Genomic DNA, 21,466 nt, shown 5'->3' with positions numbered 1-21,466 from the left:
GATCCGCTCTTCGGCGCGCCCCGGCTCATCATCGGCGAACGGAACTGGACGAGGGTCGCCGCCGGCTCGTCGGCGAACTGCGGCATCCGCACCGATGCGAGCCTGAGGTGCTGGGGCTTCAACGACGTGGGCCAGCTGGGCGATTCCACGGTCACCGGCGGCCCGTACCAGCGCCCTGACGTGGGTGTGGTTCGTGGCCGCCGGTCAGGGGCTGGTGCATGAGATGTCGCCGGGCGCCGTGCTGGTGCTTCCGTTGGCCAGGAAGCCGAAACTGGTCGAGGCGTTCGCGCCGAGGGAGCCGTTGTACGCGGCGTTCCGCACGCTGACCGTGCCGGTGCTGCCGGTGTTGGCGCCGTTCCAGACGTTGACGATGGTCTGCCCGCCGGCCAGCGTCATCCGCACCGTCCAGCCGTTGAGGGTGGTGGAGCCGTTGTTGCTCACGGTGACCTCACCCTGGAAGCCACCGCCCCAACTGCCGGCCGAGCGGTACGTCGCGGTGCAGACGCCCGGCTGCCCGGGGTCGTTCGGCGTGCTCGGTGACGTGCTGCCGCTCGGTGTGCTCGTCCCCGGCACCGTGGTGGAGGCGGCGTTGAGGGCGTTGAGGACCGAGGTGTAGGCGGCCTTGGGGTTGCTGTTGCGGTCGAAGAGCAGCGGGTTCTCGTTGCCGCGCCAGGAGTCGCTGTCGCGCACGCCCCATGTCGTGATGCCGACGCAGCGGGGAACGTTCATGCAGGCCTGGGTGAGACCCTGGTACTGGCTGCTGGAGGCGTTGGTGACGTCGACCTCGGTCAGCGCCACGTCCACCCCGAGGGCGGCGAAGCTCGACAGCGTCTGCTGGAAGTTGCCGGGCAGTGAACTGCCACCGGTGAAGTGGGTCTGGAGGCCGACGCAGTCGATGGGGACGCCACGGGCCTTGAAGTCCTTGATCATGTGGTAGACGCCCTGCGTCTTGCCGTACGTCCGGTTCTCGATGTTGTAGTCGTTGTAGCACAGCTGCACGCCGGGGTCGGCGGCACGCGCGGCCCGGAACGCCGCCTCGATCCAGTCGTTGCCGGTGGACTGCAGGTTCGACGACCGCCGGCTGCCGTTCTCGGCGAAGGCCTCGTTGACCACGTCCCAGGCGTAGAGCTTGCCCCGGTAGTGGCCCATGACACCGTTGATGTGGTCGATCATCGCGGTGCGCAGGGCGCTGCCGTTGAGGCTCCCCCAGAACCTCGGCTGCTGTGCGTGCCAGGCCAGGGTGTGGCCACGAACCTTCATGCCGCGCTGGGTGGCCCAGTTGTAGATGGCGTCGCCGGCCCGGAAGTCGAACTGGCCACGGTTGGGCTGGGTCGCGTCGGGCTTCATCTCATTGACGGCCGTCATCATGTCGAACTCGCGGTTCGCGATGGTGAGGAAGCCCGAGTCGTTGAGACGGTCTCCCCCCATGGCGGCGCCGAAGTACCGGCCGCTGCGCTCGGCGGCCGCCTTCAGCGTGGTTCCGGGCGGGCCGCTGAGATCGGCGTGGGCGAGTGTGGCCATGGCCACCGACGCCACGGCCGTCACCAGGGCGACGACGCCGCCGGCGAGCAGCCGGGCGCGGCCGACGGTACGGCGTTTCGAGCGGGCGGGGACCTCGTTCATCGGTGCGCTTCCTCCTGGGAGTCTCAACTGCTCAGGGTCCATCGCTGGTTCGCTCCGCCGTTGCACGACCAGAGGATCACCTTGGTGCCGTTCGCGGTGGCGGCGTTGTTGGCGTCGATGCAGAGCCCGGACTGGGCGCTCGTGATGGTTCCGTCGGCGTTGACGTTCCACTGCTGGTTGAGCGCGCCATGGCAGTCCCAGATGATGACCGCGGTGCCGTTGGCCGTGCCGTTGCCGGTGGCGTCCAGGCACTTGTTCCCGTACACCGTCAGTTGCCTGCCCGCGGTGTGGGTCCACCGCTGCTGCACGCTGCCGGCGCAGTCCCACAGCTGCACCTGGGTGCCGTTGGCGGTCGCGGCGCCGGGCACGTCGACACACCGCCCCGACTGGCCGCCCACGATCTGCCCGTTCCGCTGACCGCCGCCCTGCCGCCGGACGATCGACGTGGACTCCGCTGATCGATTGCCCTGGGCGTCGAGGACGAACAGCCGGTAGTCGCCGGGTGAGGACGGAACGGCGATCGAGCCGGCGGCGCCGTCCACGGTCGTCATCGTCGGTCCGGCGACGAAATTCGTCGTGCCGGAAGGGGCCAGCCAGATCCTTCTGCTCGCGTCACCGGCACCGCGGATCCGCAGTGACGATGTCCCGGCGGCGACGAACGTGCTGGCCGGCAGGATGTGGTCCGGCAGGGCGGGACCGCCCGGCGCGAGGATGTCCCGGAACGGCTCCTCCAGCCCGGAGTCCACGGCGATGGCGTACGCGGCGGCGGGCCAGACATAGTCGGACGAGACGAGGATGTCCTGGATCGTGCTGTTCGGCAGGTTCTTGTTGGAGACCTTGTTGATCGGCCCGTACGTCTGCGTGACGCTCAGATCGTGCTTGCGCCCGAAGTCGTCGGAGTTGACGAGCCACGTGACGTTCTTGTCGACGCTGAGCACGTTGTCGCGGAACGTCATGTACGCCGAGCCCTCGTCCGGATGCAGCCCGTACCTGTGTCCGGACGGGACGCCCTGCAGATAGTTGCCGGTGATCGTGGTCCCCGGCTGACTGCCGAGCGTGTAGATGGGGGCGGTGTCACCGAGGCGCTGGACGGTGTCGACGATCTGGTTGTGGCTGACGGTGTTGTTCCGCGCCGTCGTGGTGGGCCGGTTGGGCAGGATCGAGCCCGCGGACCCGTCGAAGTTCCACCATCCCCAGCCGAGCGTGATGCCGGCCCAGGGCGCCTTCTCGATCCGGTTGTGCGTCACCGTCAGCGTGTCCACGAAGTACGCCGAGATCGGGCTGTGCCCGTTGAACAGCACCGCGCTGTCGTACAGAAAGTTGTTCTTGATCTCGATGTTCCTACACAGTCCCTCGGTGCCGGCCGGGTACTTCTCGCGGTTGGCCGGCGTGTGGTCCCCGATGTAGACGTGCTGGGGATGCCCCACCGTGATCGCCGATCCGGCGATGTCGTCGGTGCGATTGCCGATCAACTGACTGTTCTGCACGTCGTTGATCATGTTGATCCCGTCGGCGCCGGTGTGCTGTATCCGGTTGCGCTGCAGCAGGATCCCGTCGGCGTTCTGCAGGTGGACGATGCCGGGGGTCACGTCGACGTTGCGGTAGTGGTAGGCGTGGAAGTTCTGCTTCGCGTAGGCGGTCGCGCTGAGGTTGCCCTGTTGCGCCTGCTTGTACGAGGAACCGGCCACGTTCGTGAGGTTCCAGTCGGAGTGCCGCACCGTGAGGCCGGAGAACGTGATGTCGCGCGCGTGATCGCTCGTCGAGGTGCCGGCCACCCGCAGCAGGGTCGTCACGTTGGCGGGCGCGAAGACCGTCGCGGCCGGCATGTTCTCGGCGCCGGCCCGGTAGTAGTACACCGTCCGGGCCGACCTGTCGAAGTAGAACTCGCCCGGGGCGTCCAGGAACTCGTACGCGTTCATGACCTTGTGGGCGCCACCGACCTGCGCGTTGCCGTTGAACGCACCCTGGGCGATCGCCGCGCCCGGCTGCTGGAAGTGCGCCACCCGGTTGCCGCCCTCGGTGGTCACCTGACGAACGCCGACGACGGCCGAGGTCCAGGTCGTCGCGGTTTCGATCTCGACATCGTCCTGGTTGCCGGCGATCGCCGGGAAGTCGGAGGCGCTGTATCGGGCGCCGGCGCACTGTGACCCCGACTCCCACGCCCAGGCGGCCTGCCCGGCGGTGATGTTGTACGTCCCGTGACATCCGGCCGAGCTGATCGTCTTCGCGGCCATGTGCGCACGCTTGCCGTCGACGTACAGCGCCCGGAGCTTGTTGGCACGGTCCAGCGGAGCCTTCCAGATGTTGCCGTTGTGCTGGGTCCATCCGGTCACCCGGACACCGCCCTCGAGCACCGGCACCTCGTTCGGGTACGCGGCATAGACGACCCGGTGGCCGCCGGTGCCGGAGTCGGCCGGCCCGAACTCGATCGTGGAGCTCACCGGGTGACTGCCGCCGCGAAGATAGACGTGGATGTCGCCGGTCATGGTGGTCTTCACCGTGCGCACGGCGTCCCGGGCGCGTTGCAGGGTGCGGAAGGGTGACGTGATCGATCCCGCATTGCCGTCGTCGCCGTCGGGAGCGACATAGAAGGTCGCCTGGATCGCGGCCACGGCCGTCCGGGGCGCGGCCGTGACGTGCGTTCCGGTGGCGGCTGCGACCGTCGACACGGCGGAGACGACCATGGCAGCCGCCAGAAGCGCCTTCCTCATGCGAACTCCTCCGTCTCGACATTTATGTGGCCGCCAAGTTAGCGTTAACTGGCGGATTAGTCAATGATGTAAGTCAATGCTTATTTCGCAACGCGAAGCGACTAGCGATCTCTTCAATCTTCAAAGGAACGCATGGCCTCGACCATCACTAGAGGCATCGCATAACACTTTTTGCCGACCAGTCATCAAGTCCATTTACCATGATATGGAAAATCATGTCGCTCATATCTCTGACCTTTGGGCGAGTGCTTTGTGATGGCTAACATCGACGAGAACGACGGCACCTCGCTCGCTCTCGAAGCCGGCTCGAACTCGCCGGCCTCGAGGCGATGGAAGTGCCGTCGCCGTACGGACTGCCGTCACCGGGCATCCGCCCGGCCTCACGACTCGACCGGGACCCCCTCGGGGAGGCGGGTCAGGACCGTGGCGGCCAAGGCGAACGCGGCCGAGACCAGGACGATGTTCTTCACGATGTACTGCCCTTCCAAGCTGGGAACAAAGGGGTGCCGCCACATCTCGCCCGGGAAGAGCAGCAGCGGGGCGAACGTGCCCGCCATCTGGAGGGCGAGGGCCGCCAGCGCGGTGTGCGGCATACGGCCGGTGAGCAGGGCCACCCCGATGAGTGTCTCCACGGCCGCCACGAACAGCCGGGCCGTGTCGCCGACGAGAACGCCGAAGGTCAGCGCCTCGACGGTCCGGATCATCAGGGACTCGGCCGGGCTGAGGCCGGGCACGAACTTGAGTACGCCGAACCAGAACAGCACGATGCCGAGACTGAGCCGGATCGCGAGCGGGCCGTGACGGCTCGCGGCGCGGGAGATCGGGATGTCGGGGTTGGTCATCGGGTTCGTTTCCTTCCGGTGCGATCGTGGTCAGCCGATGGATGTCCGTGCCTGCCGGTGCCGTGTCAGCCGGTGCCGTCCCCGCCGGCGCTGGCTCACTGTTCGGCGCCGGCGGCTCCCGCCGGCCGATCGCGTGCCGCTGACGGTGGCGGTCGGCGCCGCGTACGGCACCGACCGGGCGACGGTCAGTGCCCAGCGCATCCGGCGGGCCGCTTCCGACGGGTGGTCGCCGTAGGCCCAGGCGACCGCGGCGACGCATCCGCCGGGGCCACCGAAACGGCGGAAGGAACGGCGAGCGGCCTCGCGGGCCTGACCGGCGGTGGGCGCCGAATCGCTTTCCAGGGCGCTGAGGAAAATAGCGTAGGCGCGGGTCGTGAATGAGCTGCGATCGAATTCGTGCATGGCCTTCTCCATAACGATCGGGTGATTACTGCGTCAGGAAATATTCTGGTCTCCGGCAGCACTTCCCGCGTCAGCCCGGGGCGGTTGGCGGGCCCTACATCCGCCGCGGTATTCCGGCGGCGCTCAGTACGCACACCGGACGACGAGGCACGACCAGGTGAAGCCCGCCCCCGCGCTGAGCACCAGCGCGACCTGGCCCGGCCGCAGCAGGCGCAGGTGTGCCATCTCGGCAAGGTTCGCCGCGGCGTCACCGGCACCGAGATGACCGGTGCCGCGGCCGAAACGGAGGACGGCCGCCCGGCGCAGCCCGGCGGCACGAAGCCCGGGACGGTAGCCGTCGTCCAGCACGGCGCCCCCCAGCCGTGGAAGGGCCACCGCGTGCACCCGCGGCTCGCCCGCCTCGGCCAGGGCCTGCCGCACCACCCGGCACACCGCGTCGTTCGCGGTACGGGTGAAGCGCGGCCCGTGCCCGGCGGCGAGAAAGGCCCGTTTGGTGCGGCGCACGTCGATCACCGCACCCGGTGACGCCCCGAAGGAGTCGTCGCCGCGGTGCATCAGCTCGAGCTCCGGCGCCGCCGTGGAGGCGACCGAGAGCAGCCGGTACGGCCCGTCGCCCCGGGCCAGCAGCAGCGCCGTGGCGCCGTCGCCGTAAGCGACGCCGTAGTCGGCCCGCCATCGGTCGAACGCGGGCGCGGCGAACCGGTCGGCGGTGGTGACCAGGGCGCGCTCGGTCGCGGGATCGGCCATGATCCGGGTCGCGGCGAGCTCCAGCGCGGCCACGCCGCCGTTGCACATCTGCCGCACGCCGACCGGCAGGGCCCGCGCCGCGCCGAGCCGATGGGCGAGGTAGTGGGCGGGCGACCAGAAATCGTGCCCCTGGTGGTGGATCCAGGCGTGCGCCACCAGATCCAACGTGCTCGCCGGCCACCGGGCCGCGACGAGCGCCCCGGTCGCGGCCCGCACCGCCAGCTCGGGTGGCGGAAGGTCCGCGCTGACGGTGAGGGCCCGGTACCCGTCACGCGAGACGGTGCGTGGATCGGCCGTCTCCCGGTGCGCGGGCAGGTGCAGGTGTGCGGCGTGCAGCGACAGACCGGTCAGTCTCATCGGAGGTCACCGGTCGAGGAGGGCCAGGCCGACCGCCATGCCGCCGCCGAACGCGACGAGCAGGGTGCGGTCGCCGGGACCCAGCAGACCCCGGCGGTCGGCGCTGTCCAGCGTGATCGGCACGGACGCGGCGCCGGTGTTGCCGAGCGTCTCGACCGTCCGGTGCGCGACCGCGCCGGGCAGGTCCAGCGCGGAGATCAGCTCGTCCAGCATCACCCCGTTGGCCTGGTGGGCGACGATGTGCCGGACGCTCGCCGCGGGCACGCGGGCCTCGTCGAGGAAGTCGCGGACCAGGCCGGGCACCCGGCCGGTGACGAACTCACGGACCGCGCGACCCTGCATGGTGAAGTGTCCGCCGGGCGGCACCTCGATGAGGTCCCGGTGCTCGCCGAAGGTGTGCAGCCGGGTAGCGATCAGTCCGCGGCCGGGCGCCGGGGCCGGCCCCAGCAGCGCCGCGCCCGCACCGTCGCCGAAGAGCACCACGGTGCGCCGGTCGGTGTGGTCCAGGATGCGCGAGTAGATGTCCGCGCCGATGACCAGCGCGTATCCCCCGGTCCCGGCGATCATCCGGGCGGCGGTGGCGAGCGCGAAGACGAAGCCGCTGCACACGGCGTTGAGGTCGAACGCGGCCGCCGCCGTCGCGCCGAGGCGGTGCTGCACGGTGGCCGCGGTCGGCGGCTGAGTCTGGTCCGGCGTCGAGGTGGCGACCACGATGAGGCCGACCCGGTCGGCCGGAACACCGGCGCGGGACAGGGCGGCCCGGGCAGCCTCGGTGGCGAGGTCGGCGTTGGCCAGGCCGTCCGGCGCCCAGCGGCGGCGCCGGATGCCGGTCTTGCGGAGGATCCACTCGTGGTCGACCCCGGCGGCCGCCCCCGCCTGGTCGTTGTCGACGCGGTGCTCCGGCAGGCAGGCGCCGGTTCCGAGGATGGCGATCGTCATGAGGTCATCTCCTCCAGGTCGAGGTGGGGGCCGCAAGTCGCGGGCGGCGCCGGAACGAGATGGGCCGGGAGCACCGGCCAGCCCCGCTCGCGGGCGTGCCGGCGCAGCACCGGGTCGTCGCCCACCACGTGCGGATGCCCGACGGCGTCGAGCAGGTCCAGGTCACTGGCGTGGTCGGCGTAGGCGAAGCAGTCGTCCGGGTGGACCTGCCGTTCGGCGAGGATCCGGTCGGCGGCGGCGGCCTTCGCCGGCCCGATCACCGGGCGCCGGATCTCACCGGTGAGCGTGCCGAGGGCCGTCACCTCGGGGCGCGCGCAGACGAGGCTGTCGGCGCCGAGGTGACGGGCGAGCGGGCCGAGACAGGGCAGGAAGGAGCCGGAGACCAGGACGACGGCGTGGCCGGCGGCCCGGTGGCGGTGCAGGGCGTCGAGGCCGCCGGCGATGAACGGGCGCGGCCGCCGGCAGAGGTCGGCGTACCATCGTCGGCCCTCCTCCAGCAGGCGGGCCCAGGAGACGCCCGCGTACCCGCGGTAGTAGGCCCGGTTGAGCTCGGTGCGCGACCCGCGCCACCCGGCGGGCAGTGGCGGCACCGGGCGGGCGGCGCCGCCGTGGCGGCGGTGGTAGTCCAGGAAGTCGAACATGCTCTTGACGGCGATCAGGGTCTCGTCCACGTCGAAGAACGCGACCGGCCGAGTCCCGGCGCGCCTCACGCGGCCAGCCCGGTCGAGGCGTCGTCCGGGCCGGTGGAGATCTCCGCCACGGCCCGGAGCCCACGGCGGTGCTCCACCGCCGCCAGCCGGTCCGCGCCGAAGGCGGTGCAGGTGATCAGCGCGGTGGCTGCCTCGCGACCGGCCTGGACGATCACGATGCGGGCGGTGCACCGCACCCGGTCGGCCATCATCCGGGCCGGCGCCGGGTCGACCAGCTCACAGTGCACCTCGGCCGGGAGCGGGAAGAGGAACGAGGCGAAACGCACCTCGACGTCGTCCCAGACCATCGCCCACTCGCCGCGGTGGCCCTCCTCGCGCAGCCGCCGGAAGTAGCGCAGTTCCATGGCCGCGAGGATCATCTGCCGGGCGGCCTCCACCACCACGATGCCGGGCACGTGCCCGCCGCTCTCGTGGTCCAGGAGCAGCTCGTTGTCGCTCGCGACCCGCAGCCCGGCGTGGAACCGGTCGCCGTCGGCCTCGCGGACGTCCTCCAGCAGGACGTTCGTGAGGCGATGCTTGTGCACGAGGTCTCGGCCGGCGGCGGTGGGCCGGGACTCGGCGACCCGTACGCGATCCCGCAGCCCGTGCCGCTCGATGGCCTCGGTCAGATACGCCCGCTCGTGCTCGCCGATGCCCTGGCCGAGCCGGACCCGCAGCAGGTCCCGGCCGGCGGCGATCGCCGTCAGACCGCGCACGAAGCCGGTCAGGGTCAGCACGCCGTCGTGCCCGGCGAACGCGCCGAAACGGTCCCCGACAATCCAGATCTCATTCATATTCGATCCCCCGTGGTCGTTGTGGAATTCGATGGTGCGTGACCACGGCCCGCTCTTTCGACCGCCGCTGACGGTATATCCGAGGGCCCGACGTACCGCTGCGGTATTACGTCGGATGACGGCGCCGGATGGACGATCCCGGAGCCTTTCCGCGGCGATTATGGAATGGCAACCACTTCTCATCGGGGGATTGACATGAATGATGTGAGCACGCCTGCCGCCAGCGGGCACGGACGCCACGAACTGCGCGGCCTCCGGCAGCTGCCCGGGTCCCGGCTGCCGCAGGGCCGCTTCGGGCGGATGTTCCCGCACCTGCCCGCGCTGCACCTCTCCGACGGTCAGCTCGACGCCGTCGCCGGGGTGATGGCGGAGGTGGACGCGCGAGACCCGGCCGGTGACAACGACCGGATCCCGTCCGGCTACACCTACCTCGGTCAGTTCGTCGACCACGACCTGACCTTCGACCCGGTCTCCAGCCTGACCCGGCAGGCCGATCCGGACGCGCTCGTCGACTTCCGGTCCCCGCGCTTCGATCTGGACAACGTGTACGGCCGGGGCCCGGCCGACCAGCCGTACCTCTATGACTTCGACGCGCCCGGCCGGCTGCTGGTCGGACGGCACGACGACGAGCTGGACCTACCCCGCAACGAGCAGCAGGTCGCGCTGATCGGCGACCCGCGCAACGACGAGAACGTCTTCGTCAGCCAACTCCATCTGACCATGCAGCTGTTCCACAACCAGGTCATCGATCGGCTGGACGAGTTCCCCGAGCAGGCGCGGCCGGACGAGACCCGGTTCACCACGGCGCAGCGGATCGTCCGCTGGCACTACCAGTGGCTGGTCGTGCACGACTTCCTGCGCCGGATCGTCGGTGACGCCACGCTCGGTGACGTGCTGCGCGAGGAGCCGCTGATCGGCGGCGGCCGGCCGGTGGAGCAGGTCCGGTTGCGGTTCTTCCGGTGGCGCAACGACGCGTTCATGCCGGTCGAGTTCTCGGTGGCGGCATATCGCTTCGGCCACTCGATGGTTCGTGCCCGCTATTCGCTGAACACGTTCGTCAGCGGTCTGCCGATCTTCACCAGCGCGTCGAGTCGTGCGGAGCCGCTCGCCCACTTCGGTGGATTCCGGCAGCTGCCGCCGCACTGGCAGATCGAGTGGCGCCGGTTGTTCCCGCTGGCCGGAGCGGACCCGGCGCTGGTGCAGCCCGCCCGCCTCATCGACACCCGGCTCGCGCCGCCGCTGCTGAACATGCCGCCGGAGCAGGTGGCCAGCGGCACCCGCAACCTCGCGTTGCGCAACCTCACCCGCGGCGTCCGCCTGGGGCTGCCCTCCGGGCAGGACGTGGCACGGCTGATGGGACTGCCGGTGCTCACCGCGGCGGAGCTGGAACTGCCGGAGCCCGGCCCGGCGCCGTTGTGGTACTACCTGCTCCGCGAGGCGCGGCTGATCGCGGAGGGCCGCCACCTCGGGCCCGCCGGCGGCCGGATCGTCGCCGAGGTGATCCTCGGGCTGCTCTCCCAGGACCCGGGCTCGTACCTGCGGGTCGAACCCGGGTGGCGGCCGTTCCTGCCGTCCGCCGTGGCGGGCGACTTCACCATGCCCGACCTGATCGCCTTCACCGGCTTCGGCCTCGACGAGGTCACCGGCCCGGCGTCCTGACCCGCCGCCGACCGCGACCGGCCGCTCGCCACGACATGGCGGGCGGCCGGTCGTCATGCCGACTCGCCCGGCTCGACGAGGCGGCTCTGATAGGCCACCACCACCGCCTGGGTACGACCGGTGACCTCCAGCTTCATGATGATCCGGCAGACGTGCGTCTTCACCGTGGCGACCGAGAGGAAGAGGGTCTTCGCGATCTCGTCGTTGCCCAGCCCGTGCGCCATGTGGATCAGGATCTCCCGCTCGCGGGGCGTGAGCCGGTCGACGATGCCGACGACCGGGCGGACCGGGCCGGACCGGCTGGCGATGTCCGCGATCACGCCCGGTGTCACGGTGGGCGCGAGGTAGGCCAGTCCGCCCGCCACCGACTCGATGGCGGCGGCCAGCTCGGTCGGGGCGGCGTCCTTCAGCAGATATCCCGAGGCGCCGGCGCGCAGCGCGGCGAAGACGTCCTCGGGCGCGGAGCCCAGCCCGGTCAGGATGATCACCTTGATGGTGTGACCGGGGTCCTCGGTGAAGGCGTCGGCGGTGATCTGCCGGGTCGCCGCCACACCGTCCGTGCCGGGCATGCCGACGTCCATGACCACGACATCGGGCTGCAGACGGCGTGCCAGGTCGACGGCTTCGGCGCCGTCGTTCGCCTCACCGACGACCTCGATGCCGGGGTGCACGGAGAGCAGCATCTGCAGGCCGCTGCGGATGAGGGCCTGGTCGTCGGCGAGCATCACCCGGATGCCGCCCGCCGAGGGGCCGTCTGTTTTCAGATGATTCATGGGGATATTGTGCTGGCCCGGCGGCGGTCCGGGCACCCTTCCGTAGCGGTGCCGGCCAAGCTGGGGGTCAACCCGTAGCGGTACCGCTACGGATGTACTCGGGGGCATCCCGGATACCGCGCTGGACCGCTGCGCAGGATATGGGCGTACCGGGATTATATTCACATGACTACTGGAAGCGACGAATCGTTCGGAACTGCTGTATACGCGTCGGTGCGGCGCCGCACGGAAGGATTTCTCGGAGGTCAGCACATCGGGTTCGCCACTTTGGTGACACCGCGGGTCGCCGTGATGCTCGCACCGGACGGCGGTGAGAAGCTGATCGAGGGTGGCGGCTCGTGTTGGGTCCTCAGCGGGCCCGCTCGAATCGACGGGAAGACGGTCTCCACCGCGCGGGTCGTCGCCGCTACGCCGGTGCGGGTGGGAGACACCGGGGTGCCGCTGCTCGTGCTGGAGCTGGTCCCGGAGACGTCGGTGGCGGAGGTGCCGGTTCCGTCCGAGACCTGGCTAGAGGCCGCAGTGCAGGCGTGGGCGGATCGGTCGGGGCTGCCGGAGAACTCCGACGCTGACGCCCGCGTGTGGTGTTTCCTCTTCGGCCGGCTGGGTTGCTCGTGCAAGGACCACAGGGCATGCCATGCGTAGAGGGCCGCAGAGACGAACGATCTGGCGGGCGTGGTCGCTCGAGGTTCTGGTGGTGCCTGGGGCGTGGTTCGTCGACCTGCTCATTTGGAGCAACGACAACGACCTGCGCTTCGGGGGCCAGGCCCCGAACTGGCTAATCCCGGTGGTCAGCTGCGCCGTGTTCGCAACGCTCGTGCTGCGGCGGCGGTACCCGATGTCGGTCTTGGGTGTCCAGGTGCTTTGGGCCGGCGGGGCAGGGGCGGTCATGATGTTCTACACGCCTTTCATGGGCGCCCTGGTGGCTCTGCATGCCGTAGCCGTACGCCGCGGCCTGATGTGGTCGGTGTCCGGGCTGTTCCTCACCTTCGTCGCATTAGGTGTCCCCTCCTCCCTGTCGGCTATCGACAGGATGGAGCTTCTGCTCCAGATGCTCATGATCGTGATGATCGGATCCGTCGCCTGGTGGTTGGGATACATCCTGCGGCGTTCGGATCTTCGAGCTGCCCGTATGGAAGCTGAGCACATCGCCACGGAGCAGGCCCTGCGCGCGGAACGGCTCCGGATCGCGCGGGAACTGCACGACATCGTCTCCCACGCGGTCAATGTCATGGTCATCCAGGCCGCGGGCGCCCGGGCCGTCTTCCCCGCGAAACAGGCTGAGGTGGCCGGCGCGCTGGACATCATCCACAACGTGGGTGTGCAGTCCATGGACGAGCTGCGCAGGCTGCTTTGCCTACTCCGGTCGGCGGCCGGAGACGAGGTTGCGAGCGCGAGCTCCGTCTGCCCGGGTACCGAGGAGATCCCAGCGCTCATCGAGACGATCAGGGCGACCGGGCTGGCGGTGAGTTACGCGGTGGAGGGCACCCCGGTCCGCGTGGACTCGAGCGTCGGGCTCACCGCCTACCGGCTGGTCCAGGAGGGGCTCACCAACGTCATGAAACACGCCGGCGAGGGGGCCGCGGCCGAGGTTCGCCTGGTCTGGAACGGCGGGCATCTGGCGGTGACGATCGAGGACCGGGCGCCCGCCGCGCCACACCGGAAAGCCGGGCGCGGGCTCTCCACCGGGCATGGGCTGCTCGGCCTACGGGAACGGGTCACCATCGTCGGTGGCACCCTGCAGGCCTGCCCGCTCTCGACCGGGTTCCTCGTGCACGCGCTGCTCCCGGTGGCACGGCAGTCACCGACGGCCGCGGACGAGGCCGCTACGGCTGCCGCCGATTCCACATCTGCCTGATCTGCTCCTCGTCCATGGGGACGTCGCCGGTCGGGAGATAGAGCCGCTCCCCGTCCATCTCGAACGAGGGAAGCTGCGCCCTCCAGGCGAGGAACTCGGGATCGTCATCGGCGCGCTGGTCGGCCGGTTCCGGTGATTTAGACATATACAAGACATTACGTCATGCGAAACGCAAGTTGAGTCTGGAAAGAGGCCTTCTCAATGCTTAGTCAGGTTGCACCCACCACCCTCGCGGCCCAGATCCTGGCGGAGACCCCGGAGCTACGGCAGGCCGCCCAGCGCACGCAAACCTACGCTCAACTGGAGGAACGCTGCCGCCGCGTCATACTGGACGGCGAGCGGTCCTACTACGTGCTCGAAGGCGACCTGCTCTTCGACGAGGACGAGCTCACCATCTACGCGTTACAGAAGGCCCAGAGCCAGGGAGACGCCCTCGTCTCCCCGAACACCTCCGCCGCCATCGAGCCCGCGCCGGCGCTGGTGGGCATCGCCGCCGGCAACCGTGTCGTCCGCTGGGCCCCCGATCGGGTCCTGGGTTACTGCGTGATCCGCGCCAGCTTCCCCGACCAGCAGCAGTACGAGAAGGTCCGCGACAACATGGCCGCGGCCGCCGCGGCATGGGAGGCCACCTGCGGCGTCGACTTCGCGTACATGCCACTGCACGACGGCCACCCCGACCCGTCCACCCCGGCGAGCGACATCGACCCCTCCCTCGTGTTCAGCGTCCGATACATCGACGCGGGCGCCCAGTTCATCGCCGCGGCCTTCTTCCCGACCTATCCCCCGGACCGTCGCCGCGTGCTGATCGACCCGTCGTACTTCGCCGAGGATCTGACCTTCGACCGGGTGGGCGTGCTGCGCCACGAGCTCGGCCACGTCCTGGGCTTCAGGCACGAGCACATCCGCAGCAACGCCCCCGCGGTGTGCCCCAATGAGCCGCTCGCCGACACGGTCGACCTGACGGCGTACGACCCGAAATCGGTCATGCACTACTTCTGCGGTGGCGTCGGCTCACCCGACCTCAAGATCACCGAGGTCGACCGGGAGGGCGCGCAGAAGCTCTACGGCCCACCGTGGGATTCGGTCACGCTGGTCCAGTGAGACCGTGTGCCGGGGCGACGGCGCCCGGCCGCCGGTCCCCAGCCGCCGGAAACCGGCCACTGGGGACCGGCGGCCGGTCAGCTGATCTCCAGGGGCACTGAGGCGGTGTAGGTGACCTCGCCCAGGGCGGTGACCCGGGCCAGGGCCCACCACCGGCCGCCGGGACGGGCGGTCGCCGCCGCCCGCACGGTGAACTCGAGCGTCGTGGTCGCGCTCGCGGGCAGGTCGTAACCCTGGATCCACGGCCGCACCGCGAGCTCGTCGCCGGTGTCGCCCCACGTTCCGTACGGCGAGAGCAGTTGCGCCTCGCCGCGCAGCGGGCCGCTGCCGGGGTTGTGCAGGCGCAACAGCAGGCGGCCGGTCCGGCCGGGGGCGACGGTCACGGCGGGCGGGGACAGCTCCGCGTCGAGCACGGCCGGGCCGGACGGCGCCGCCGTCAGGGCGACGGCGTCCTCCAGCAGCTGACCGTGCGGGTCGCGGATGCGGGCGGCGAGGTGGTGCGGCCCGGCCGCCGAGCCGGTCACGCGCAGGTCGAAGTGCTGGTGCCCGCCGGCCGGCAGGTCGTACGCGAACGGCCCGGCGGGGTCGGCCGTCAGGCCCGGCGGCACGTCCAGCACGACCGCTCCGGTGGTGGCGACGGTGCTGGAGCTGACCGTGACCCGTACGGTCGCCGGAAGGGTCGCGGCCGTCGGGTGGACGTGGACGCTCACCGGCAGGTTGCCGAGCGGCGCCGGGCCCTTGTTGTGCAGCCAGTACCGGGTGAAGACGGGCTGGACCGGTTCGCCCGCCGGCGTGGCCGGGCCGGCGAGGGCCGTCGCTGGCCGGGCGGCGACGGTCACGATGTCGGCCGGCGCCAGGTCGACGACGACGTCGCCGCCGGAGGTCTCCGCCGCTCCCGACGGCGAGCCGAGGACGTTCGCCAGGGTGGCGTCCCGCAGCCCGCCGTGCAGCCGGATCCGGGCCCGTGCCGCGGCGCCGGTGGATTCGTACACCCGGGCCATGACCCGGTCGCCGAGCGGTTTGAGGGTGGTGAGAACGGCGGACGGCGGCTCCACCGAACCGAGCGACACTCGCGGCGGCAGGTCGCCCGGCGCGTTCGCGACCGGCTCGGCGACGAGGGGATGGTTCGACTCCTGCCCGGCCCGGACGAAACCGGCCCGCCGCCAGTCCCCCGGCCCGGCGACGAGGCTGTAGCGGAACGTGTGGGTCCAGTGCTGCAATGCGAACCCGGATCCGTCGGGAACGGTGCGGCGGGGGCCGTCGATCCAGACGCCGCTGGGCCAGCCGGTGCAGGCGCGCATCAGCGACAGGTACAGCGAGCCGTCCCGGCTCGCGACGAACCCGGGGGTGCCGTGGTTTACCAGCGCGGCCGAGTAGTCCGCGAACGCGGCGGTCACGGTCTGCGGGACGCGGATGACGGCGTCGTCGAGGTCGGCGATCAGGGCGGGCAGGCCGCCGGAGGCGACGACGAGCACCGGCAGGCCGTCGCCCGCGGCGGGCACGAAGACGCGGCCGGTGGCGGCCAGCAGGGCCGGGTACTCGGGCCCCGCCGCGGCGAGCACCGACGCGGCGAAGGCGTTCTCGCCGATCACGATCCGCACGTCCGGCAGGTTCGAGTCGACGTCGAGGTCGCCGTACCGGTGCCCGTCCGGCCGGGTGCCGGTCGCCGTGACGCCCTGCCGGACCAGCGCGATCAGCAGGTCGCGGATGTCGTCGTCGCTGATCACCTCGGCGACGCCGATCGCGATCCGGGCGCCGCCGTCGAACTGGAGCCGGACGGTGGCGGACAGTCCGGCCCAGGTGTGCGCCGGGTTGTCGAGCGTCCACAGGTTCTCGGCGGCGTCCGCGTCGGGGAAGCCGAAACAGCGGCCGATGGCCGCGAAACCCACCTCGGAGACCGGCAGAGCGCCGGGAAGATCGAGATCGAAGCGTACGCGCAGAAGCCGGTCCTGCCCGATCGACCCGTCCACATGGGTCCGGAACTCGATCCGGTCGGCGCCGTGCGGCAGCAGCACCTCGCGGGTGATCCGCAGGTCGTCGATCCCGGTCACACTGACCAGCCGGCTGCCGATCGCGCTGTGCGAGACCCGCACCTCGGCGGGCCGCCCGTCGAGTCCGCGGCCGGGCCCTTTCGGCAGCAGGTGCCACGGCCCCTCACCCCAGTGCGGGTGCTCGGCGTACTCCTCCTGCACGGCCAGTTCGCCGCCGAGGCCACCGGGCCGCAGCAGCTGCCGGCCGGTCCGCAGGTCGACGATGCTGGTCAGCGCCCCGCCGCGGGACGGGTCCGCCCGTACCTCGAAGGTGTCGTTGGCGATCACGGGGGCTCCTGGCGTGTCGCGCCAGACGGTGACCGGCGCGTCGTCGCCGGGGTTGATGTGCAGCACCTGGTAGCCCAGGGCGGGAACGTCGCGGACGGCGGCCGACAGGGTGGCCGTCGCGATCGTGCCGTCCGGGTGCCGGGTCAGCGTCTCGGCGACCGCGGGCACCGGCGCGCCGGAGGGGCCGGACACGGTCAGCGTGCGCGGGCCGGGCGCCGGATAGTCCAGGTCGATCCGGGTGATGCCGTCGCGCTGCCACGACAGCGGGTTGGCGACCAGCACGGCCTGTCCGGCGCCGCTGGTGTCGGCCCGTGCCGCCAGCGCGCCGATCGCGGTCCGCCGGGCGGTGACGCCCAGTTCGTAGGCCTCCCGCCAGCCCGCCAGGAGATCGAGATAGACCTGGTCGGACTCGGTTCCGGTGACCGCGTCGTGGTGGGCGCCGTAGGCGAGCAGCCGCCACGCCTTGTCCAGGGCGTCGGCGGGATAGCCGGTGCCGAGCAGGGCGGCCAGGGTGCCGAGGCGTTCCGCGTCCAGGACGATCGTCTCGATCGCCCGCTGCGCCTGTTTGGTGTCGATGTAGGAGACGTCCTTGCCGGTGTAGACCGGGTTCATGTCCCGGGTCTGCGGCGACAGCCGGGGGCTCTCGGCGAGGACCGCGGCGAAGAAGTCCCGCGGCAGTCCCATCGTGAACCGCGGCCACACGTAGCGTCGCGCCCATTCCCGGTGGATCTCGGTGCACCAGCGGGACGGGATGTTGTGGTCGTGCCCGACCGGCAGCATGACGTTGCGGGTGGCGGCGACCTTCCGCAGTTCCCGGTACTGGTGGTAGGCCTCGGCGAGGGCCTCTTCCAGGGTCTCCTTGCGCTCGACGTCCCACCCGGCCACGTAGTGGTTGGCCATGTAGGCGGTGAGCAGGCCCCGCCCGCTCGGGGAGATCCACTCGAACTCGCTGGGGAACTGCATCCGGGTGATGTCGCCGGTGTGCCGCCGCGGGCCGATGTGGTGGAACGGCCCGCGCGCCCAGGAATTGGAGGTGAGGCCGGCGTCGGCCATCAGGCCGGGGAACGCCGGGTCGTGGCCGAAGACGTCGAGCATCCACGCCGTCTTCGGGTCGCCGCCGAGCACGTCGCGCTGATAGGCCACGCCGAGTTCGGTGTTGCGGATCGTCGACTCGGGATGGGTCAGGTTGGTGTTGGGCTCGTTGTACATGCCGCCGACCAGTTCGACGCGTCCCTCGCGCAGCATGCGGCGCAGGTCGGCGCGGTCGTCGGGGAACACGTCCCAGTACGGTTTCAGGTAGTCGATCTCGGCGAGCACGAACCGGTAGTCGTCGTCGTGGCGGGCCGCGTCGATGTGCGCCCGGACCAGGTCGAACGCGGTCCGCACGAACGGCGGCCGCAGCTTGTCGGCCTTCGGCACGTCGGGCAGTTGCTGCCACAGCTCGGTGAAGCCGCGCTGGGTGTTCCACCAGACCGGATCGTAGTGGAAGTGCGAGACCATCCACATGGTCCAGCCGGTGGCGGCGGCACGGATCTCGCCGTCGGCGGTGACCGGGCCGTCGGCGGTGTCGAGGATCGCGGTGACCCGGTGCGGGGAGCCCTCGCCGGCCGGCGCCGCCACGTGCACTCCGACCTCGACGGTCTGCTGCTCGCCGGCGGCCAGGGCGGGGGTCGTCGCGGCTTCGGGGGTGCGGACGGTCGGCCCTTCCACCCGTACCCGCAGAGGCTCTGTCGCCGCGGTGGCGGTGACGGTGACCCGCACGACCTGCCGGGGCGCCGCGGCCGGGCCGAGGAAGAGATCGGTGCCCTCGATCGCGGTGATCCTCATCAGGCGCCTTCCGGGGTCCAGGTGAACGGGTCGGCCCGCGCCCAGCCGGCGCCGAGTTCGCGGTAGAGGTGGCCGGTGGCGGCGGCCCGCCGGGTCAGCTCGCCCAGGTCCCCGAGTTCCGCCTGGTCGACCTCGGCCGGGGCGGGGCTGTGCCGGACCGCCTCGGCGACCTGGGTGAACCCGAGGGTGTCGGCGAGCGGCACCAACAGCGCGACGCGGGGGTCGGCGAGATGACCGATCAGATTCTCCAGCAGATCGGTACGGGCGTGCCGGGTCACGCCGCCCGCGGTGACCAGCAGATCCTCGGTGTAGCGCAGTTCGGCGCTGTCACGGGTGCCGTAGACGGTGACCACCGGTTCGGCCTCCGGTTCGGCGCAGAGGCTCACCGCGATCGTCGCCAGGGTGCCGCGGGCGGTGCGGACGCGGGCGCTCCCGGTGTCGTGCGCCTCCACCGCCCGGGTCCGGTAGGTGTCCAGCTCGACCCGCTGGACCGGCTGGTCGCCGCCGGAGCCGTCGACGGTGATCGCGAGCGCGACCGCGTGCGCGAACGGGTTGGTCAGCGCGCCGTCGTTGACGTCGTGGCCGTCGAGACAGCGGCGCCCGGCCCACCCGGCCCGGTTCCAGTAGGCCTCCCCGCGCCACCAGAGCCCGGTGGCCCCGATGGCGCGGATCTCGCCGAGTTCCCGGGCATTGACGCGGCGCCGCAGTTCGCTGACGGCGCCGGACCCGAACGCCTGGAAACCGACCTGCACGGTGCGGCCGGTCTCCCGCTGGAGGGTCAGCAGCCGGTCGAGCCCGGCGAGCGTCGGCGCGGCCGGCTTCTCCAGCAGCAGGTGCGCGCCGGCCCGCATCGCCGCCTCGGCCAGCGCGACGTGCGTGTGCACCGGCGTGGAGAGCACGACCAGGTCGGGGGCGGTGGCCTCGAACAGGGTCACCGCGTCCGGGCACCACGCCGCGTCGCCGGCCACGGCCCGCTCCTCGATGCAGAGCGGCCGGGGGTCGGCGACGCCGACGAACCGCACCCGGCCCGTCGCGTGCAGTTTCGCGAGCTGGTCGAGATAGCCGCGCCCGTGGCCGTGCGCGCCGGCCAGCACCACCCGTGGCGCGCTCATGCCCGGCTGATTCGGGCCAGGACGGCGGTACGGGTGTAGACCGGCTCGGCGCGGTGCCCGGGTGCGATGACCTTGGCGAACCGCCCGGTCACGCGCTTGCCGGTGAGGACCGGGACGAGGCCGCACGGGGCGTCGGCGACGATCTCCAGGGTGCTGTCCGCGCCGATCGTGACGGTGCCGCCGGCGCTCGTCCTCGGCCGGCAGCGCAGCGTGCCGCCGGCGACCTCGACGTCACCGGCGCCGAGAGCGGTCGCGGAGCCGGCGGACAGGACGCCGCCGAGAACGCGGACCGCGCCCCGGAACCGGTTGGCGCCGGTCAGGGTGAGGGTGCCGGTGCCGCGCAGGGTGAGCCCGCCCGGGCCGGTGATGTCGTTGCGCCACACGTCGGCGATCGCGTCGAGGGTCACGTCCACGTCGCTCTCGAACGCGCCGTAGCCGTCGGCGGCCTTGAACAGGTCGAGGCGGCCCCACTGTTCCGGGCCGTCGAGCAGGGCGTATCCGGCGGGCAGAGCGGTGGTGCGCAGCACCGCGCGGCGCTGGGCGGCGGTCAGGTACGGGTGGCGGGTCTCCAGCAGCACCTCGGCGCCCGCCGGGACGGTCAGCGGCTGGTCACGGCCGGTGCGGGGCAGGATGTAGGTGAGCCGGGGCAGGACGCTCCCGCGGTTGGCGGCCCGGTCGGCGTAGGCGTCGGCGCCGTCGCCCGGGTTCGCCGCGAGGAAGCCTGCGGCCTGCGCGCGGGCGGCGGCCTTGAGCGCGGCGTTGGCCGGGTCGTTGAGGATCGCGGCGGTCAGCGCGGTCGCCAGGATGCGGCCGCTGACCACGTCGAGCGGCGAGTGCATGCCGGCCGTGATGCGGGTGTCGGCCAGGTCGAAGGCGCAGGTGACCAGCTCCTGGAAGCGCTCCGGGAACGCGTAGGCGAAGGCGAGCGCGGCCAGGTGCAGGGCGTTGGTGTGGCCGCTGGGGAAGCCGCCGTCGTCGGCCGGGACGAGACTGCGCTGGCGCAGCAACTGCGGGACGACCACGACCTTGGACCGGTAGACCGGGTAGCCGAACTCGTCGACGGCGCCGGTGTCGACGACCGTGCTGTCGGTCGTCGTCCGCCAGGGGCGCGGGTACTGGACGGCGAACTTGCTCGGGTTGCTGGAGGACCAGGCGCCACGGACCGTGTTGACCAGGTTCACCACCGCGCCGAGCGCCGAGGTGGGTGAGCCGGCGCCGAGCGCCGAACCGGCCGGGGCGCCCGCCGGGACGGCGTCGCTGACCGTGGTCGGCGGGGTGGTGGCCGGGGCCTCGGTGATGCCGGTGACGGCGAGGGCGGCGCTCCGGTAGGCGCCGGCCCACGGGCCGAGGCCGGCGATCACGGCGTAGCTCTGGTGCTGCCGGTCGACGACGAAGGCGCGGGCGCCCTCGGCGGCGGTGCGGGACGCGGTACGGGTCTCGCAGAACCGCATGTTGGCGCGGAGCACGGCCGGGGCCAGCGCGGTGCCGGTGTTCCAGGTCGCGCCGGTCTGCCAGTAGGCCTGGACACCGCTGAGGATGCGGACGGCGGCGTTGGTGTCGGCGGTCAGGTTGGCGGTGATGTTGCTCTTGTAGTCGTCGACGAAGGCCTTGGTCGCGGCGTTGACCTCGGCGGCCAGCGCGGATCGGCTCATCAGGGGGGCGGCGATGCCGGCTGCGGCGGCGCCGAGCAGGGTGCGGCGGCTCAGGGTGGTCATGT

18 protein-coding genes are annotated in these 21,466 nt (G+C 71.5%); 5 read left to right on the top strand and 13 right to left on the bottom strand.

Features of this window, described 5'->3' with window-relative positions:
* Positions 1-27: 27 nt before the first annotated feature.
* The gene (locus QLQ12_RS46890; RefSeq protein WP_328518287.1) at positions 28-222 is read left to right on the top strand and encodes an RCC1 domain-containing protein; all 195 of its coding nucleotides are present in this window, start codon (positions 28-30) and stop codon (positions 220-222) included.
* On the opposite strand, the gene QLQ12_RS17485 is transcribed toward QLQ12_RS46890, so the two are convergent.
* From QLQ12_RS17485 to QLQ12_RS17450, 8 genes are all read right to left on the bottom strand, one after another.
* Positions 205-1,623, bottom strand: a complete 1,419-nt coding sequence (locus QLQ12_RS17485) for an endo-1,4-beta-xylanase (RefSeq protein ID WP_282761152.1) — start codon at positions 1,621-1,623, stop codon at positions 205-207. The genes QLQ12_RS46890 and QLQ12_RS17485 overlap by 18 nt on opposite strands.
* Positions 1,624-1,646: 23 nt before the next feature.
* Positions 1,647-4,334, bottom strand: coding sequence for an RICIN domain-containing protein (locus tag QLQ12_RS17480; protein ID WP_282761151.1), 2,688 nt, complete (start codon positions 4,332-4,334; stop codon positions 1,647-1,649).
* Positions 4,335-4,714: 380 nt separating this feature from the next.
* Positions 4,715-5,176, bottom strand: coding sequence for a DoxX family protein (locus QLQ12_RS17475; protein WP_282761149.1), 462 nt, complete (start codon positions 5,174-5,176; stop codon positions 4,715-4,717).
* Positions 5,177-5,206: 30 nt separating this feature from the next.
* A complete protein-coding gene (locus QLQ12_RS17470) occupies positions 5,207-5,578 on the bottom strand; it encodes a hypothetical protein (RefSeq protein WP_282761147.1) in 372 nt (123 codons plus the stop codon).
* 123 nt (positions 5,579-5,701) lie between these two features.
* Positions 5,702-6,682 carry a ketoacyl-ACP synthase III family protein gene (locus tag QLQ12_RS17465; RefSeq protein ID WP_282761146.1) on the bottom strand — a complete coding sequence of 327 codons (981 nt, stop codon included), beginning with the start codon at positions 6,680-6,682 and terminating at the stop codon, positions 5,702-5,704.
* Positions 6,683-6,688: 6 nt separating this feature from the next.
* Entirely contained in the window at positions 6,689-7,621 is a 933-nt protein-coding gene (locus QLQ12_RS17460; protein ID WP_282761144.1) for a 3-oxoacyl-ACP synthase III family protein, read from the bottom strand.
* The gene (locus QLQ12_RS17455; protein ID WP_282761143.1) at positions 7,618-8,331 is read right to left on the bottom strand and encodes an HAD family hydrolase; all 714 of its coding nucleotides are present in this window, start codon (positions 8,329-8,331) and stop codon (positions 7,618-7,620) included. The genes QLQ12_RS17460 and QLQ12_RS17455 overlap by 4 nt, the downstream gene beginning before the upstream one ends.
* Positions 8,328-9,104: an AfsA-related hotdog domain-containing protein gene (locus QLQ12_RS17450; protein ID WP_282761142.1), complete on the bottom strand. Its 777-nt coding sequence runs from the start codon at positions 9,102-9,104 to the stop codon at positions 8,328-8,330. The genes QLQ12_RS17455 and QLQ12_RS17450 overlap by 4 nt, the downstream gene beginning before the upstream one ends.
* Positions 9,105-9,299: 195 nt before the next feature.
* Between QLQ12_RS17450 and QLQ12_RS17445 the strand changes: the two genes are divergently transcribed.
* On the top strand, positions 9,300-10,763 hold the full coding sequence (locus QLQ12_RS17445) for a peroxidase family protein (RefSeq protein WP_282761141.1): 1,464 nt from the start codon (positions 9,300-9,302) through the stop codon (positions 10,761-10,763).
* Positions 10,764-10,816: 53 nt separating this feature from the next.
* Here QLQ12_RS17445 and QLQ12_RS17440 read toward each other — a convergent pair whose 3' ends face one another.
* Positions 10,817-11,536 carry a response regulator gene (locus tag QLQ12_RS17440; RefSeq protein WP_282761140.1) on the bottom strand — a complete coding sequence of 240 codons (720 nt, stop codon included), beginning with the start codon at positions 11,534-11,536 and terminating at the stop codon, positions 10,817-10,819.
* A 270-nt stretch (positions 11,537-11,806) separates the two neighbouring features.
* On the opposite strand from QLQ12_RS17440, the gene QLQ12_RS17435 reads away from it, so the two are divergent.
* Together QLQ12_RS17435 and QLQ12_RS17430 are read left to right on the top strand one after the other, a co-directional pair.
* Positions 11,807-12,178 carry a hypothetical protein gene (locus QLQ12_RS17435; RefSeq protein WP_282761137.1) on the top strand — a complete coding sequence of 124 codons (372 nt, stop codon included), beginning with the start codon at positions 11,807-11,809 and terminating at the stop codon, positions 12,176-12,178.
* 52 nt (positions 12,179-12,230) lie between these two features.
* Positions 12,231-13,391, top strand: a complete 1,161-nt coding sequence (locus QLQ12_RS17430) for a sensor histidine kinase (protein WP_282761134.1) — start codon at positions 12,231-12,233, stop codon at positions 13,389-13,391.
* Here QLQ12_RS17430 and QLQ12_RS17425 read toward each other — a convergent pair.
* Positions 13,360-13,536 (bottom strand): hypothetical protein, encoded by a 177-nt coding sequence (locus QLQ12_RS17425; protein WP_282761132.1) that lies wholly within the window; start codon positions 13,534-13,536, stop codon positions 13,360-13,362. The genes QLQ12_RS17430 and QLQ12_RS17425 overlap by 32 nt on opposite strands.
* A gap of 56 nt (positions 13,537-13,592) precedes the next feature.
* On the opposite strand from QLQ12_RS17425, the gene QLQ12_RS17420 reads away from it, so the two are divergent.
* Positions 13,593-14,492, top strand: a complete 900-nt coding sequence (locus tag QLQ12_RS17420; RefSeq protein WP_282761130.1) for a zinc metalloprotease — start codon at positions 13,593-13,595, stop codon at positions 14,490-14,492.
* Between the two features lie 77 nt (positions 14,493-14,569).
* Here QLQ12_RS17420 and QLQ12_RS17415 read toward each other — a convergent pair whose 3' ends face one another.
* The 3 genes from QLQ12_RS17415 to QLQ12_RS17405 are packed head-to-tail and all read right to left on the bottom strand — an operon-like array spanning position 14,570 to position 21,464.
* Complete coding sequence (locus QLQ12_RS17415) at positions 14,570-18,637, bottom strand: glycoside hydrolase family 38 N-terminal domain-containing protein (protein WP_282761129.1); 4,068 nt, start codon at positions 18,635-18,637, stop codon at positions 14,570-14,572.
* On the bottom strand, positions 18,637-19,749 hold the full coding sequence (locus tag QLQ12_RS17410; RefSeq protein ID WP_282761127.1) for a Gfo/Idh/MocA family protein: 1,113 nt from the start codon (positions 19,747-19,749) through the stop codon (positions 18,637-18,639). The genes QLQ12_RS17415 and QLQ12_RS17410 overlap by 1 nt, the downstream gene beginning before the upstream one ends.
* Positions 19,746-21,464: a phosphatase PAP2 family protein gene (locus QLQ12_RS17405; RefSeq protein ID WP_282761125.1), complete on the bottom strand. Its 1,719-nt coding sequence runs from the start codon at positions 21,462-21,464 to the stop codon at positions 19,746-19,748. Before QLQ12_RS17405 ends, QLQ12_RS17410 begins: the two co-directional genes overlap by 4 nt.
* Positions 21,465-21,466: the final 2 nt, after the last annotated feature.

Source organism: Actinoplanes sandaracinus (assembly GCF_030009775.1).
GTDB classification, from domain to species: domain Bacteria; phylum Actinomycetota; class Actinomycetes; order Mycobacteriales; family Micromonosporaceae; genus Actinoplanes; species Actinoplanes sandaracinus.
Note: the sequence above shows the minus strand (reverse complement) of the source record. Positions and strands in the feature narration are given on the sequence as shown.

Coding starts and splice junctions, on each gene's coding strand:
- QLQ12_RS17485 (WP_282761152.1), bottom strand. CDS start 1,623: ATGAACGAGGTCCCCGCCCGCTCGAAACGCCGTACCGTCGGCCGCGCC.
- QLQ12_RS17480 (WP_282761151.1), bottom strand. CDS start 4,334: ATGAGGAAGGCGCTTCTGGCGGCTGCCATGGTCGTCTCCGCCGTGTCG.
- QLQ12_RS17475 (WP_282761149.1), bottom strand. CDS start 5,176: ATGACCAACCCCGACATCCCGATCTCCCGCGCCGCGAGCCGTCACGGC.
- QLQ12_RS17470 (WP_282761147.1), bottom strand. CDS start 5,578: ATGCACGAATTCGATCGCAGCTCATTCACGACCCGCGCCTACGCTATT.
- QLQ12_RS17465 (WP_282761146.1), bottom strand. CDS start 6,682: ATGAGACTGACCGGTCTGTCGCTGCACGCCGCACACCTGCACCTGCCC.
- QLQ12_RS17460 (WP_282761144.1), bottom strand. CDS start 7,621: ATGACGATCGCCATCCTCGGAACCGGCGCCTGCCTGCCGGAGCACCGC.
- QLQ12_RS17450 (WP_282761142.1), bottom strand. CDS start 9,104: ATGAATGAGATCTGGATTGTCGGGGACCGTTTCGGCGCGTTCGCCGGG.
- QLQ12_RS17445 (WP_282761141.1), top strand. CDS start 9,300: ATGAATGATGTGAGCACGCCTGCCGCCAGCGGGCACGGACGCCACGAA.
- QLQ12_RS17440 (WP_282761140.1), bottom strand. CDS start 11,536: ATGAATCATCTGAAAACAGACGGCCCCTCGGCGGGCGGCATCCGGGTG.
- QLQ12_RS17425 (WP_282761132.1), bottom strand. CDS start 13,536: ATGTCTAAATCACCGGAACCGGCCGACCAGCGCGCCGATGACGATCCC.
- QLQ12_RS17420 (WP_282761130.1), top strand. CDS start 13,593: ATGCTTAGTCAGGTTGCACCCACCACCCTCGCGGCCCAGATCCTGGCG.
- QLQ12_RS17415 (WP_282761129.1), bottom strand. CDS start 18,637: ATGAGGATCACCGCGATCGAGGGCACCGATCTCTTCCTCGGCCCGGCC.
- QLQ12_RS17410 (WP_282761127.1), bottom strand. CDS start 19,749: ATGAGCGCGCCACGGGTGGTGCTGGCCGGCGCGCACGGCCACGGGCGC.
- QLQ12_RS17405 (WP_282761125.1), bottom strand. CDS start 21,464: ATGACCACCCTGAGCCGCCGCACCCTGCTCGGCGCCGCCGCAGCCGGC.